This is a genomic window from Burkholderia plantarii, assembly GCF_001411805.1.
GTDB lineage: Bacteria > Pseudomonadota > Gammaproteobacteria > Burkholderiales > Burkholderiaceae > Burkholderia > Burkholderia plantarii.
The window spans coordinates 738,521-753,510 of sequence record NZ_CP007212.1 but is presented as its reverse complement, the minus strand read 5'-3'; the positions used below and the strand labels follow the sequence as shown (position 1 = coordinate 753,510).

7 protein-coding genes are annotated in these 14,990 nt (G+C 71.3%); 1 reads left to right on the top strand and 6 read right to left on the bottom strand.

Annotation, left to right across the window (positions count from 1 at the left end; genetic code table 11):
- Position 1: 1 nt before the first annotated feature.
- The 6 genes from bpln_RS03265 to bpln_RS03240 are packed head-to-tail and all read right to left on the bottom strand — an operon-like array spanning position 2 to position 13,398.
- Positions 2-1,321 carry an aminotransferase class I/II-fold pyridoxal phosphate-dependent enzyme gene (locus tag bpln_RS03265; RefSeq protein ID WP_055139431.1) on the bottom strand — a complete coding sequence of 440 codons (1,320 nt, stop codon included), beginning with the start codon at positions 1,319-1,321 and terminating at the stop codon, positions 2-4.
- Positions 1,322-1,358: 37 nt separating this feature from the next.
- Entirely contained in the window at positions 1,359-2,282 is a 924-nt protein-coding gene (locus bpln_RS03260) for a UDP-3-O-acyl N-acetylglycosamine deacetylase (RefSeq protein WP_055138072.1), read from the bottom strand.
- On the bottom strand, positions 2,279-9,880 hold the full coding sequence (locus tag bpln_RS03255) for a type I polyketide synthase (RefSeq protein WP_055138071.1): 7,602 nt from the start codon (positions 9,878-9,880) through the stop codon (positions 2,279-2,281). The genes bpln_RS03260 and bpln_RS03255 overlap by 4 nt, the downstream gene beginning before the upstream one ends.
- A 2-nt stretch (positions 9,881-9,882) precedes the next feature.
- The gene (locus tag bpln_RS03250; RefSeq protein ID WP_420807352.1) at positions 9,883-11,412 is read right to left on the bottom strand and encodes an LTA synthase family protein; all 1,530 of its coding nucleotides are present in this window, start codon (positions 11,410-11,412) and stop codon (positions 9,883-9,885) included.
- Entirely contained in the window at positions 11,409-12,200 is a 792-nt protein-coding gene (locus bpln_RS03245) for an SDR family NAD(P)-dependent oxidoreductase (RefSeq protein WP_042623951.1), read from the bottom strand. The genes bpln_RS03250 and bpln_RS03245 overlap by 4 nt, the downstream gene beginning before the upstream one ends.
- Positions 12,193-13,398 carry a capsule biosynthesis protein gene (locus bpln_RS03240; protein ID WP_171907438.1) on the bottom strand — a complete coding sequence of 402 codons (1,206 nt, stop codon included), beginning with the start codon at positions 13,396-13,398 and terminating at the stop codon, positions 12,193-12,195. The genes bpln_RS03245 and bpln_RS03240 overlap by 8 nt, the downstream gene beginning before the upstream one ends.
- 435 nt (positions 13,399-13,833) lie before the next feature.
- Here bpln_RS03240 and bpln_RS03235 point away from each other — a divergent pair, with 435 nt between their 5' ends.
- Positions 13,834-14,961, top strand: a complete 1,128-nt coding sequence (locus tag bpln_RS03235; RefSeq protein WP_226993594.1) for a KpsE/RkpR family capsule polysaccharide export protein — start codon at positions 13,834-13,836, stop codon at positions 14,959-14,961.
- The last annotated feature ends 29 nt before the right edge of the window (positions 14,962-14,990 follow it).

The window sequence follows — 14,990 nt, the reverse complement described above, 5'->3', positions numbered from 1 at the left end:
CCTAGCGCGCGAGCCGGGCCAGCGCGGCCACGGTACGCGTGATCTGGTCGGGCTCGTGCGTCGAGCAGATGAAGAAGCGCAGCCGCGCGGCCTTCTCCTCGACGGCCGGGTAGAAGATCGGCTGCACGTTGATGCCCTCGTCGAACAGCGCGTTGGCCCAGCGCGCGGCCTTCAGCGAGCTGCCGGTGATCACCGGCACCACCGCGTAGCCCTCGCTGGTGCCGGTGTCGAGGCCCGCGGCGCGCGCCTCGTCGAGGAATTGCCGGCCCCGTTCGCGCAGCTGCGCGACGCGTTGCGGCTCGCGCTGCAGGATTTCGAGCGCGCTCAGCGAGGCGGCCGCCAGCACCGGCGCGAGGCCGACGCTGTAGAGGAAGCCCGGCGCCAGGTGGCGCAGCATGTCGGTGAGCGGCTGGCAGCCGGCAATGAAGCCGCCGCAGCCGGCCAGCGTCTTGCTGAGCGTGCCCATCCACAGGTCGACGTCCTCGGGGGCCACCCCGAAATGCTCGCGGATGCCGCGCCCGGTGGCGCCGAGCACGCCGAGCGAATGCGCCTCGTCGACGAGCAGGAACGCGCCGTGGCGGTTGCGGATCTCGACGAACTTCGGCAGGTCCGGGAAATCGCCGTCCATGCTGTAGAGCCCCTCGATCGCGATCAGCACGTTGCGATACTCGTGGCGCACGCGCGAGAGCAGCGCGTCGAGCGCGCGCCAGTCGTTGTGCGGGAAGCTCAGGCGCTTGGCGCCGCTCAGCTGCGCGCCCTGCACGATGCTGTTGTGCGCGAGCGAATCGTGGACGATCAGGTCGCCCTGCCCGAACAGCGAGCCGATCACGGTGACGTTGGTGGCATGGCCGCTCACGAACACCACGCAGTCGTCGGTCTCGTAGAACGCCGCGAGCGCATGTTCGAGATCGCGCTGCACGGGCCGCTCGCCCGCCACCATGCGGCTCGCCGAGGCCGAGGTGCCGTAGCGGTCGATCGCCTGCTTGGCGTGCGCCGTCACGGTGGCGTCGCCGGCCAGACCCAGGTAGTTGTAGTTCGCGTAGTTCACGTACTCGCGCCCGCCGATCAGCGTGGTCGCGCCGGCAAGCCCGTCATGGACGCGGAAGAACGGCGACTCGACGCCGAGCGTCTCGCCCATCTCGCGCATGATCTTGAGCTGCTGGTATTGCGGCATCGACTCGAAGCGGCTGCGCGGCGACGCGTGCTCGCCCGCTGCGGCCGGCGCCGGCACGGCGGCCGCGCCGCCCTCGGTCACGCGGTCCAGTTGGCGCTTGAGCGCCTTCGCAGCGAGTTGCTGCCGGAGGTGATCTCCCAATCCCATCGATTCGTTCGCCCGTAGCCTGATCAAGACCGCTATGTTACGCCGCGAACTCGGCCCATTCCCAGGCGTCGGGGCTGGACAGCAGCGCATCGACGAGCCGGAAGTTCATTTCGTGGCTCGGCCGCAACGCCGAGACGCGCGCGAGCAGCGGCGCGCCCGCCATCGCGAGGTCGCCGACCAGATCGAGCACGCGGTGACGCACGAATTCGTCGGGCAGGCGCATGCCGCCCAGCACGCGGCCGCCGACGATCGACGCGGTGCAGGAAGGCCGCGCGCCGCGCAGGATCGGCACGCCGCGCAGGTAGCCGGCGACGATCGCCGGCACCGCCCACTTGACGCGTCCGTAGGAGCGCGACGGCGCGATCTCGGCGGCGAACGCGGCCGGCGTCATCTCGCCGGCCCAGTGCATCTCGCCGAAGCCCTTCAGGTCGTTGCGCACGCTCATCTCGTAGCGCGGCGCGGGTTCGAGCCGCATCTCGCGGCGCGCGCCGCCCTCGCCGTCGGCCACCGCGAGCGCGCGCGTGACGCGGATGAAGCGCTTCGGCGCGGCCAGCGCACGGCGCCCGGCCGGGCGCAGCGCGTCGAGCCAGGGCGCGGCGCTGCCGTCGAGGATCGGCACTTCCTCGGCATCGAGCTCGACCGTGGCGTGGTCGATCTCGCAGGCGAGCAGCGCCGCGAGCAGGTGCTCGACGGTGCGCACGCCCACCCCGTCGGGGCCGCGCAGCATGGTGCAAAGCGGCTGCGCGCGGCGTAGCGCCGGATCGACCGCGAAGCTGGCCAGCTCCCGCCCGCCGTTCAGGCGGCGAAACCGGATGCCGCGCGTGGCGGGCGCATCGCCCGCCGCGGGCAGGATTCGCACCCGCACGCGCCGGCCGGTGTGCAGGCCGTGGCCGTCCAGCGCGAGCTCGCGCGCGAGCGTGCCCTGCGTCGCCTGCCAGCCGGCCGGTACGGCGCTCGTCACTGCGCCACCTCGAGCCTCGGCTTCTTGCCGCCCACCGGATCGTTGGCGGCGGCCTTCAGCGCGGCCTTCGCCTCGCTGTCGAGCGCGTGCTTCGCGGCCAGCGCGGCGACCTCGTCGAGCGCGCCGCCATCGGCGGGCGCGCCGGCGCTGGCCTCCTCGGCCGCGATCGAATCGACGATCCGGCCGGCCAGCGACTGCACGGTCGCGCCGTCGGCGATCGCCATCACCGACAGCTTCACCTCGAACACTTCCTCGACCGCGAGGCCGAGCTCCATGCCCATCAGCGAATCCATGCCCATTTCGAGCACCGACTTGTCGAGCGCGATGCGCTCCGGCGTCATGTGCAGAATCCGCGCGATCTGCGCACGCAGCGTCTCCGAGACGAACGCCACCGCTTCCTCGCGCGGCAGCGCGGCGACCTGCTCGCGCAGCTCGTCGCCGCCGTCGCGCGACGCGTCGCTGCCGGGGCGCGTCTGCATCAGCGCATAGCGGCGCGCGCCGGCGGCCGGCATGCCGCGCGCGAGCGCCTGCCAGTCGATGCGCACCACCGCCTCGCCGGCGCGGCCGTCCAGCAGCGCGCGTTCGAGCGCGTCGAGCGCCTCGGCGGAGCTGATCGCGGCGCCGCCGATGCGCGCCTGCAGCGCCTCGCGCGTGCTGTCGTTGCGGGCCAGGAAGCCGACGTCGTCGAGCGGCCCCCACGCCATGAAGGTGGCCGGCAGCCCGGCCGCGCGGCGGTGCGCGACCAGCGCCTCGAGGAAGCTGTTGGCCGCCACGTAGCTGGCCTGGCCGGGATTGCCGAGATAGGTGGTGGCCGACGAATAGACCACGAACCAGTCGAGCGGCGCGCCGCGCGTGGCGCGATGCAGGTTCCAGGCGCCCGCCACCTTGGGCGCGAGCACGGCCTCGAAGCGCGCGTCGTCGAGATTGCGCACCAGGCCGTCGTCGATCCGCATCGCCGAGTGCAGCACGCCCTTGAGCGGCGTGCCGCGCGCGGCGATCCGCGCGATCAGCGCGTCGAGCGCCGCCGCGTCGGTCACGTCGCAGGCCGCGATCTCCACCGTCACGCCGAGCATCTCGCGCCACTGCGCGACCTCGGCCTCGGTGGCCTCGGCCAGCGCGCCGCCGCGGCTCGCCAGCGTCAGGTGTCGCGCGCCGCGCTCGACCAGGCGGCGCGCCGTGGCGAAGCCCAGGCCGCCCGTGCCGCCGATCACCAGATAGGCGCCGGCCGGATCGAGCGCGAGCGCGGGCCGCGCGGCCAGGCCGCGCGTGGGCGCCGGCGTGCCGGACGGATAGGTGATCAGCACCTTGCCGATCTGGCGCGCCTGCTGCATGTAGCGGAACGCATCCTCGGCGCGCTCGGCCGGGAACGCGCGGTACGGCAGCGGATGCAGCACGCCGCCGGCGAACAGCGCCATGACCTCGCCGAACAGGCGCGCGGTCAGCTCGGGCAGCACGCCCATCAGCTGGTCGGCGTCGATGCCGAAGTAGCTGATGTTGTTGCGGAACGGACGCAGCCCGATGTGGCTGTTCTCGTAGAAGTCGCGCTTGCCGAGCTCGAGGAAGCGGCCGAACGGGCGCAGCGTGTCGATGCTGCGCACCATCGCCTCGCCCGCCAGCGAGTTCAGCACGATGTCGATGCCCTGCCCGCCCGTCATCGCGCGAACCTGGTCGGCGAACGCGAGGCTGCGCGAGTCGAGCACGTGGTCGGCGCCGAGCAGGCGCGCGAACTGGCGCTTCTCGTCGCTGCCGGCGGTAGCGAACACCTCGGCGCCGAAATGGCGCGCGATCTGGATCGCCGCGATGCCCACGCCTCCCGCACCGCCGTGGACCAGCACGCGTTCGCCGCGGCGCACGCGCGCCAGCTCGACCAGCGCGTAATAGGCGGTGAAGAAGGTGGTCGGCACGGTGGCCGCCTCCTCGAACGACATCGCGGCCGGCTTCGCCGCGATCGCCTCGGCGCGCGTCACCACGCGCGTGGCGAACGAGGCCGGCGCGAAGCCGAGCACCGCGTCGCCGGGCGCGAACGCCGTGACCGCGCGGCCCACGCGCAACACGCGGCCGGACAGCTCCATGCCGATCGTCGCACCCGCGAAGCCGTTCTCGACGGCCTCGTCGGACAGCAGCCCCATCGCATACATCACGTCGCGGAAATTGAGGCCGGTGGCCATCGGCTCGATCTCGACCTCGTCGTCGGCGAGCGTGTGCGGCGCCTGCGCGAACCACTCGAGGTTGCGCAGCGAGCCCGGCGCGTCGAACGCGAGCACCGCCGGGGCGTGGGCCCCGAGCGGCGCGCGCGCGGCCGCGCGTTCGGCGCTCAGCATGCGCGGCACCTGGCGGCCGGCCGGCGTGAGCAGCACCTCTTCCTCGGCCACGTCGATCAGCAGCTCGCGCGCGAGCCGCATCACCTCGAAGCCGGCGGCCTGATCGACGTCGATCAGGCGGCAGCCGAGCTCGGGATGCTCGTTGGCGAGCACGCGCCCGAGGCCCCACAGCGTCGCCTGGGCCGGGTCGCCCGCGACCGCGCCGTCGAACGGCGCGCCGCCGCGCGTGATCACCGACAGCCGCACGCCGGCCGCGTAATGGGCGGCGTCGAGCGCGCGCACCAGCGCGGCCAGCGCGATCGCGCCGGAGCGCTGCGCCTGCATCAGGCGCTCGGCCGGCACGTCGTCGCCGAGCCGCAGCGCGGGCGCGCAGAACACCACGTGGGTCGGATCGGTGGCCGGCATGGTCGCGATGAAATCGGCAGCCTGCCGCGCCTCGACGGTCTCGACCACGTGGCCGGCATGCGTCAGCGCGTCGGCCAGCAGCGCACCGAACGGCGCCTCGTCGTCGGCCGCGGTGACGATCACCCATTGCTCGGCGCGTTCGAGCGCGTCGAGGCTGTCGTCGTCGGGCTCGCCCGCGGCTTCGCCGGCCAGCGGCCGGCGCGCGATCACGAGGCTCGGCGTGCCTTCCAGTTCGAGATCCTGCTCGGCGTGGCGCACCACCTCGACGAGGCCCGCGCGCTCGCAGAGCGCGGCGAGTTCGGCCGGCGTCAGCGACGCGGTGCGGCCGTCGCCGGACTGCAGCCCGAACACGATGTCGGCGAAACGGCTGCGGCGCGACTCGGCCAGCACCACCAGCCCGCCCGGGGCGACCCAGGCACCGATCGAGGCCAGCACGTCGACCGGCTCGGGGCGGCCGGCCAGCGCGCGATCGACCAGCACCAGGTCGTACAGCTCGTGCGGATCGGCCTTCAGCGCGAAGCGTTCGCCCGCGACCTGCGCCACCGTGGTGATGCCCGGCGACGCGTCGGCGTCGAACGCGGCGAGCTGATCGGCCGTGCCGACGATGGTGCGCTCGCAACGATCGCCCGGCACGCGCATCGCGAGCGGGCGCAGCACGTCGCCACGCGTCGATTCGATCTCGAGCAGGCGCAGGCGGCGCGCCTCGCGCCAGCCGTCGATCGCCGACATCGCGCAGGCCTGCATGATCGCGTGCGTGTGCTCCCAGGTCGGCGAGGCGTCGAAGAACTGCTCGACCAGGCTGCGGCCGGTGGCCGACAGCACGCGCGAGGGTTCGAGTTCGCCCTTCAGCACGCGCGGCAGCGCCGCGCCGCAATGGGCGAGCAGCGTCAGCTCGGCGACGTGATGCGGCGACTCGGCGAGCAGGCCGCGCCACAGTTCGTCGAGCGGCGGCAGCGCCGCGCAGGCTTCGTCGTCGCGCACCAGGCGCTCGCCGTCGCGACGCGCGAGGCCGTCCTCGATCAGGATCCCGGCGAGGCGCGCGATGAGCGGCGCCTGCGGATGGGTGGGCAGCAGCGGCGCCGCGAACGCGTCGATCGCGTCGAGCCCGCGCAGCGCGTAGAGGCTCGCGAGCACGTCGAGCAGCGGCAGCATCTCGGTCAGGTGCTGGCCGCGGCGCGCGCCGTCCTCGCTCGCCGCGACGCGCGCGGCGGCGTCCCGCAGCAGCGCGGCCGGCGCCGGCAGCATGTCGGCGCGGGCCTCGTCGGGCAGCGGCCGGTGTTCGAGCGCGTAGACGAAGCGCGACGGCGCGTGATGACGGCGGCCAAGCAGGTCGACGCGGCGGAACCGGCAGGCGGCGAGCCGCGCCGTCACGGCGCCGTGGGCGTCGAGGAATTCGAAGCTGGCGACCACCGAATGCGGGCTGCGCCGGTCGATGCGCACCAGCACGCGCTCGATCGCGTCGCCGCGCAGGAAATCGACGCGGCCGATCTGCACCGGCACGTAGGCCGCGTGGTCGCCGTCGCCGGCATGCGCGCCGAGCAGCGCGAAGAGCGGATGGAAACCGCTGTCCATCAGCGCCGGATGCAGGTGGTAAGCGGCCAGCGCGGCCGCGTCGCCGCAGGCGGCCGGCGCCGCCAGCTCGGCCAGCGCGAGATCGTGCCGGATCCGCACGCCGCGCACCCAGCGGAACGCGGGACCGTATTCGAGGCCGATCGTCGACGTGCCGCCGTACAGCGTCGCGCCGTCGAGCACCGGTTGCGCGCGCAACGCATCGAGCAGCGCGCCGGACACGGTCGTGCCCGCGTCGAGCGTGCAGCCGCTCGCGAGCAGGCGCCCGGTCACGTTCAGCGTCCACGGCGCGTCGCTCATGCGGTCGCGCGTCTCGATCGTGAAGATCGCCGTCTCGGGATCGATCTGGAAGCGGAACAGCTTGGCCTGCTGCGGCTGGAACACCACCGGCGCGCGGATCTCGACGTTCTCGAGCGCGCAGCTGTCGGATTCGAAGTAGACGCGCGCGGCGGCCAGCGCCATCTCGACGTAGCCGGCGCCCGGGAACGCCACGCCGCCGTCCACCACGTGGTCGGCCAGGAGCGGCAGCCGGACCGGATCGAGCTGGTTCTCCCACCCGAACGCGAGTTCGTGCAGCCGGTAGCCGAGCAGCGGATGCTCGCGGCGACGGTTGACGAGGTTGTAGGCCTCGACGCTCGGCTCCAGCCAGTAGTGCTCGTGCTGCCACGCATAGGTCGGCAGCGCGACGGGCGGCGCGGCCGGCGCGAAGCGCTCGACCTCGACGGCCGCGCCGTGCGCGACGGCCGACAGGATCGCGGCCTCCAGCGTCGCGGCGCTGCCCTGCTGGCGCTTCAGCGTCGGCAGCACGGCGCCCTGCGCCTGCGCGGCCAGCAGCGAGTTTTTCATGTAGCTGCGCAGGATCGAATGCGGCGCGACCTCGATGAATATGGTCACGCCGTCGGCGATCAGGTTCGCGATGCCGTCGCCGAAGCGCACCGGCTCGCGGATGTTGCGCCACCAGTAGCCCGCATCGAGCGCGGTGCCGTCGAGCCGCGCGCCCGTCACGGTCGAGACGAAACTGCCGTCGCCGACGAGCGGCGCGAGGCCGGCCAGCTCGTCGCGCACGATCGTCTCGATGCCGTCCATCTGGCGGCTGTGGAACGCGTAGTCGAGATCGAGCAGCTGGAAGAAGCGTCCGCTCTCGCGCTGCGCCGCCTCGATCGACTGCAGCGCCTGCAGCGAGCCGGCCAGCGTGACCGCCTCGGCGCTGTTCACGCCGGCCACCTCGACCAGCGCCGTCAGGCCCAGGCGCGCGATCAGTTCGTTGGCGGCCACCTCGCTGAGGCCCGCCGCCGCCATCCGGCCGCTGCCGCGCGTGGCGCCCTGTGCGCGGCTGCGGATCTTGATCACGCGCACCGCGTCGGCGAGCGAGAGAATCCGCGAGGCCCAGGCGGCGGCGATCTCGCCGACGCTGTGGCCGATCGTGGCATCGCAGCGGAGGCCGCGCGCGTCGAGCACGCGCGTCAGGCCCACCTGGATCGCGAACAGCAGCGGCTGCGCGTTCTCGGTGGCCGCGAGCCATTCCGCGCTCGCGCCGCGGCGCATCACCTCGACCAGCGAGGCACTGCCGTCGGCGCGCCAGAGCGCGTCGACCTCGTCGAGCGCGGCGCGGAACAGCGGCTCCTCGTCGTACAGCTGCTGGCCCATGCCGGCCCACTGGCAGCCGTTGCCCGAGTAGACGAACGCGACCCGGCCGGGATCGGCCGGCGCCTCGCCGCGTACCACGCAGGCGGGCAGTTCGGCGGCGCCGGCGGCCAGCGCCGCGAGCGCGGCGCGCCCTTCGTCGTCGCTGGTCGGCGCGATCACGAGCCGGTGCGTGAACCACTGGCGGCGCCGCGCGGCGGTGGCCGCGACCGCCTGCCAGTCGGCGCCCTGCTCCAGAACGGCGAGATAGCGCGCGGCGAGCCCGGCGAACGCCTGCGGCGTGCGGGCGCTCAACAGCAGCGGCGAGCGGCGCGCGACCGGCCGGGCATCGGTCACGGCAGCCGCAGCGCCGGCTTCGACCACTGCCGGCGCCTCGGTCAGCACGATGTGCGCGTTGGTGCCGCCGAAGCCGAACGAGTTCACGCCGACCGTGAGCGGCGCGTCGCCGGCCGCGTCGAGCGGCGTGTAGCGATCGGCCACGCGCAACCGGCCGCCCTCGAAATCGATGGCGGGGTTCGGCGTAACAAAGTGCAGCGAGCGCGGCACCGCGCGGTGCTTCAGGCACAGCACGGCCTTGAGCAGCCCGGCCATGCCGGAAGCGGTTTCCAGGTGGCCGATGTTGGTCTTGATCGAGCCGATCAGCAGCGGCTTGTCGGCCGGGCGGCCCGCCGACATCACGTCGATCAGCGCGCGCGCTTCGATCGGGTCGCCGACCGCGGTACCCGTGCCGTGCGCTTCGAGATACGACACCGACAGCGGATCGACGCCGGCGCGCGCATAGACGCTGCGCAGCAGCGCGGCCTGGGTGGCCGCGCCCGGCACGCTGATGCCGCCCTGCGTGAAGCCGTCGGAATTCACGCCGGAGCCGGCGATCACCGCGTGGATCGTGTCGCCGTCGGCGAGCGCGCGCTCGAGCGGCTTGAGCAGCACGAACGCGCCGCCCTCGGAGCGCACGTAGCCGTCGCCGCTCGCGTCGAACGCGCGACAGCGGCCGCGCGGCGAGAGCATCGACGCCTTCGAGAAGCTGACGAAGCCGAACGGGTGCATCAGCAGGTTCACGCCGCCGGCCAGCGCCATCTCGGCTTCGCCCGAACGCAGCGCCTGCACCGCCTGGTGCAGCGCCACCAGCGACGACGAGCAGGCGGTGTCGATCGACAAGCTCGGACCGCGCAGGTCGAACAGATAGGACACGCGGTTCGAGGCGATGCTGAGCGTATTGCCGGTGGCCGAGTACGGATCGACCGAGTTCAGGTCGTCCACGCTGCGATTGCCGTAGTCGGGACTCGCCACGCCGACGAACACGCCGCAATTGCTGCCGCGCAGATCCTGCGGGCGCAGCCCGGCATGCTCGAAGGTTTCCCAGGCGAGTTCGAGCAGCAGCCGCTGCTGCGGGTCCATCTGGCTCGCCTCTCGCGGCGAGATGCCGAAGAACGCCGCGTCGAAGCCGGCGATGTCGTCGAGCACGCCCGCCGAGAACGTGTAGCTCTTGCCGGCCTCGCGCTTGGACGGATGCTGATAGAACTCCGTGCCGAAACGCTCGGCCGGGATCTGCGTCACCGCATCACGCTCGGCGCGCAGCAGGCTCCAGAGCTCGTCCGGACTGTTGGCACCCCCGGGAAAGCGGCATGCGATCCCAACAATTGCAATCTTTCCGTTCATCTTTATGTCGTTTTCTCTGATGCCTGCGACCCATCCATGCGACTTTCCTGTTGTTGCGTCGCCAGCAACAGCAGGCCACCCAGTTGCTCAGCCCGCGCATCCCGGCGTTCGGACCCTCTCGACCCGTAATTACGCCAGATGAAAAAATCGCTGTGTTCCGGATTGCTGCCCAGACGATCGAAAACCTGAGACAAGGCGGGGACGTGATCGCCGTAAAAGCAGACCACCGCTTCCCGGCGGCTCGAACGCAAATGATCCAGCAAGCGGCCGAGCATTGCATCCGCATTTTCAATATGTCGCAAATAAGCCGTCAAATCGCGCCACGGCGCGCCGTCGCCGAGAGTATGAAGGCTCGCCGACTCCCCCGCCGAAACTGTTTCGAGATGTAACGGCCCGTGGTTTTCCATGGTCATCGCGAACACGAAGCGCGGCTCGTCGCCGGGCGCCACCAGTGTCTCGATGATGGCATCGGCGACGGCCGCGTCCGATACGTAGGGACCGGCACGCGACGCGCCCGTGAAATGCCCGATGTCGAGGAAGCGAGAAAAGCCTAGCAAGGGGAATACCCGGTCGCGCCCGAAAAAGTCGGCGTAGTACGGATGGATCGCCACCGTGCGGTAGCCGCCGCGACCGAACCAGGCCGCCAGCGACGCGCATTGTCGTCTGACGAATGCATACGGATAGAAGCGCGCGTAGCCGAGCGCGGCCTGGCTTGCACCCGTCAGCACCGCGAACTCGGTGCGCATGGTGTTGGCGCCCCACGCCGGCACGTCCAGTTCGCCGTGCCAGAGCGCTTCGCGGCGCGCCTCGTCGAAGCGCGCGAGAAGGCCGGGGGCGATCGCCGCGCCGAGCCGGCGCGCGTCGAAGAACGATTCGCTCTGGATCACGATCACGTCGGGCCGGTGGCGCGGCGCGCCGCTTGCGTAGGGGCTCGCCGCGAGCGCCTCGCGAAAGCGGCGCAGCGTGGCTGGCCGCAGGCCGTTCAGCAGGTAGGCGACGAATACCGCGAGGAAGCCGTGGCGGCGCTGGTCGGCACCGGCGTCGAGCGTGAGCGGCAGCGCGGCGGCCGTCCGCAGCGCGAGCCCGAACGCCAGCACCGCCACCGGCAGCGAGACCGACGCGGGATAAGGCGGCGCGGGCCGCTCGGCGATGAAGCCCGCGATCACGAGCACGATGCCCGCCCCGATCGCGACGACCTTGCCGATGCTCAGAAACGGCAGATACAGCCGCGGATGGGAGAACAACTGGCTGAACAGGCTGAGGTCGGTGAAGACGAACGGCTCGCGCAACGATTCGTACTTGGCATTGCTGACGGCCGCGAGGAGACCGACGAGCGCGAGCGTCGCGCACGCCGAGAAGATCGGCCGCGACGTCGCTGCGAGCGTCAGGTCGGCGACGCAATATACGGCAAGAATGTGAAGCAATGACGACGGCCACGGCCGGCGCCAAGGCCCGCGCGGCAACGCGATGCGCTCGAGCGCGAACGACGGCGCCGCCGTGAGCGCGAACACGAGGCCGGGGAGCAGGCTCAATTGGCCGCGTCCTCGGTGGGCAGGTATGACAGGCGGCCGAGGATCGCGTCGGCCAGCGCGGCCGGCAGCAACGGCAGCAGGCGCATGCCGAGCGCCAGCAGCGCCGGGAACGCGATCTCGGCGCGGCCCGCGTCGAGCCCGCGCCGAATATGGGCGGCGGCGCGCCCGGCGCTCCACAGGAACGGCTTGTCGCCTGGGAACACGTCGCTCATCGCGGTCTTCACGAAGCCGGGCAGCACCACCGTCACGCGCACCCCGTCGCGCGCCAGCAGCGGACGCACCGAATCGCCCCAGGCCTTGATCGCGGCCTTGCTCGCGCAGTAGGCGGGCGAAATCGCCATGCCGCGTAGCGCGGCCAGCGAGCTGACCAGCACCACCCGGCCGGCGCGGCGCGCGCGCATCCGCTCGAGCACCGGCAGCACGGTATGGAGCGCGCCGTAGAAATTGGTGTCGACCACCCGCGCGGTGCGTTCGAGCCCTTCCCAGTCGGCCGCCGAGCCGATCGTGCTGGCCACCCCGGCGTTCGCGATCAGCAGCTCGATCGGATGGCGCGCGTCGAACGCGTCGAGCCAGGCGCCGGCCGCGGCGGCCTCGCGCAGGTCCAGCACGCCGGTCTCCACCTCGGCGCCGCGCGCGCGGCAGGCCGCGGCGGCGGCCTCGACGCGTTCGCGGTCACGCCCGATCAGGCCGAGCGTGACGCCGGGCCGGGCGTAGGCGAGCGCGAGCTCGCGCCCGAGCCCGGCACTCGCGCCGGTGATCACGACGTGGCGGAGGTTCGGCTCAGCCATCTGCGCGGTCCAGGCGGTCGGCCGCGCCCGCCACCGCCATCGCGATGCCGGTGCGCGTGTAGAAATCGCCGTTGATCTGCGTGTGGTACATCACGTAGTCGAGGAACGCGTGGTAGAGGTCCATGTCGGGCTGTTCGCGCTGGTGCCAGAAGTCGTCGAGCGTGCCCTGCCAGGTCAGCCCGGGCAGATTGTAAATGGCCGTTCCCAGCGCGATCAGCGGGCGTTCGTGGTGCAGCGCCGACAGCCCCACCGTGCTGTTCACCACCACCACGCCGCGTGCGTGTTCGAGCAGCGTCGGCAGATGGCCCGCGTTGATGAAGGCTACCCGTTCCGCCACGCCTTCCTCGGCCGCGACGCGCTGCGCGAAACCCCGGTATTCGATCATTCCGGTGTCGAGCGGATGGTTCTTGATCAGCAGCAGCGCGTCGGCCGGCGCGTGGCGTGCGAACGAGCGCACCACCTGCTCGATCGCCTCGCGCACGCCCGCGAACGGCGAATGCACGACGATCTGCGCGTCCGAATTCAGTTGTAGCGGAAACAGGTAGTAAGGCTTGCCGCCGCCGAGCACCGTGCGCGTCACGGCTTCGGCATGACGGTGGTGCCGGCCCTGCATCAGCGCCCGGAACGCCAGCCCGGCGTATTCGACCAGGCCATTTCTCGGACGATGGCTGCGGTAGCGCGGAAACCGCCATGCCAGCAGGGCGTTGGCGATCCGATAGGCGATGTCGTGGAAGACCCGCTCGTAGAGGTTGTAGCCGGTCGGCTTGCCGGGCGCGGCGGGCGGCGTGACGACGTGCGAGCCGAGATAGGCGGCGGGATCGGACGGCATCAGCGAGCGGCCGTTCACGCCATGGCGCTCGAGCGTGATCCAGTGGGGGCGCACGTAACCCTCCTCGAACACGTGAACGCGCAGGCCGAAACGCTCGGCGACGGGATGCAGGTGACGATGAATCTCGCGGCAGTCGCCGAACATCAGCACATCGGTGATGCGCTCGCGACTGACGATGTCAGCGTACCACAGCGGCAGGTCGGACAATTTTCCGCAATAGTTCAGCGCATGTTTAGTTCTGCCATAGAACCAGTCGCCGCCGCAAAAATTGACGCGGCACACGGCGTGGCCGCGCGAAGCCAGTGTTTCGGCGAGCCGGCTGAAGAACAGGGAAGCGGTGCCTTGCAGCACGAGAAATGAGCGAGGCATCTGGACGCCGAAAACCGTTCCTGCGGCGGATGGTGCGACGCCGTGGGGAACCGGCACCGCCCAGACCGCCTTGATGATTGACCCTGGAGCCGACGAAGCGTCGGTGCGAACGCCACGGACCACCCCCGCGCGAACCGCAAAACGTGATTGTATCGCGAGCGGGCGCGGCATGTGGTCACAATCATGTCGAGTCGATATAATCGTTGCTCCCTTGAAGCGAGGGAATTCGTGCGTTCGCCGGCGCCCGCGGGCCTTGCCCGCCACCGGCGAGCCCGCCATGCGTCCCTGCTGCCGGGGCGCCGCCCAGGGCATGGCGGCGAACCCGAGCCGAGCTCTCATCCGCCCGTCACAACGCCGCTGCACCATCGTGGCCCGGCGCGCGGATCACCACCTAACTGTTTTGGATGGAAGAAGTTGGGACACACACCAGATAACGTGACGTCGTCGAACCCGAAACCTCGTGGCATCGTCGACCGGCTCAAGAAGGTCAACCGCCTGTTCGCGGTCACGGTGGCGCTGCCGACCGCGCTCGCGGTCATCTACTTCGGCGTGTTCGCCTCCGACATCTACGTGTCCGAGTCGCGCTTCGTGGTTCGCTCGGCCTCCCACCAGTCGCAGCCGAGCGTGATGGGCGCACTGCTGCAGGGCTCGTCGCTCGGCCACTCGCAGGACGACACCTACCCGGTGATCGACTACATCCAGTCGCGCGACGCGCTGCGCGAACTCGACCGCAACGACTACATCCTCAAGGCGTATTCCGAGCACGGCGACTGGCTCAGCCACTTCAACCGCGCGTTCGACGACAGCTTCGAATCGCTCTGGAAATACTACGCGCACCGTATCGTCAACGTCGATCTGGATTCGACCTCCGGCATCGCGACGCTGCAGGTGCGCGCCTACTCGGCCGCCGACGCCGAGCGCATCAACTCGACGCTGCTCGACATCAGCGAACGTCTGATCAACCGCATGAATGACCGCGCCGCGGCCGACACGGTGCGCTTCGCGCAGGCCCGCGTCGACCAGGCGGCGGCGCGCGCCAAGGATGCCGCGGCGGCGATGGCGGCCTACCGGAACTCGAACACCGTGTTCGATCCGGACAAGCAGTCCTCGCTGCAGCTGCAACAGGTCACGACGCTGCAGAACCAGCTGCTCGCGGCCCGCACCGAGCTGCTGCAGCTGCAGACCATTTCCCCGAAGAATCCGCAGATCCCGGTGCTGCAGACCAACATCGCCTCGCTCGAGAAGCAGATCAAGGACGCCACCAGCACCGTCACGGGCGGCCGGGGCTCGCTGTCGGACAAGGCCGCCACCTACGCGCGCATCCAGCTCGAATCGCAGTTCGCCGACAAGCAGCTCGGCGCGGCCATGACGGCCCTCGAGAATGCCCAGGACGACGCGCAGCGCAAGCAGCTCTACCTCGAGCGGCTGGTGCAGCCGAACACGCCCGACGTGGCCACCGAGCCCAAGCGGCTCAAGCTCACGTTCGAGGTGTTCGCGCTCGGCATGATCGTCTGGGGCGTGCTGAGCCTGCTGCTGGCCGGTATCCGCGAACACCACGACTGATGCGCCGGCGCTTCGTCATGCATGTCGCG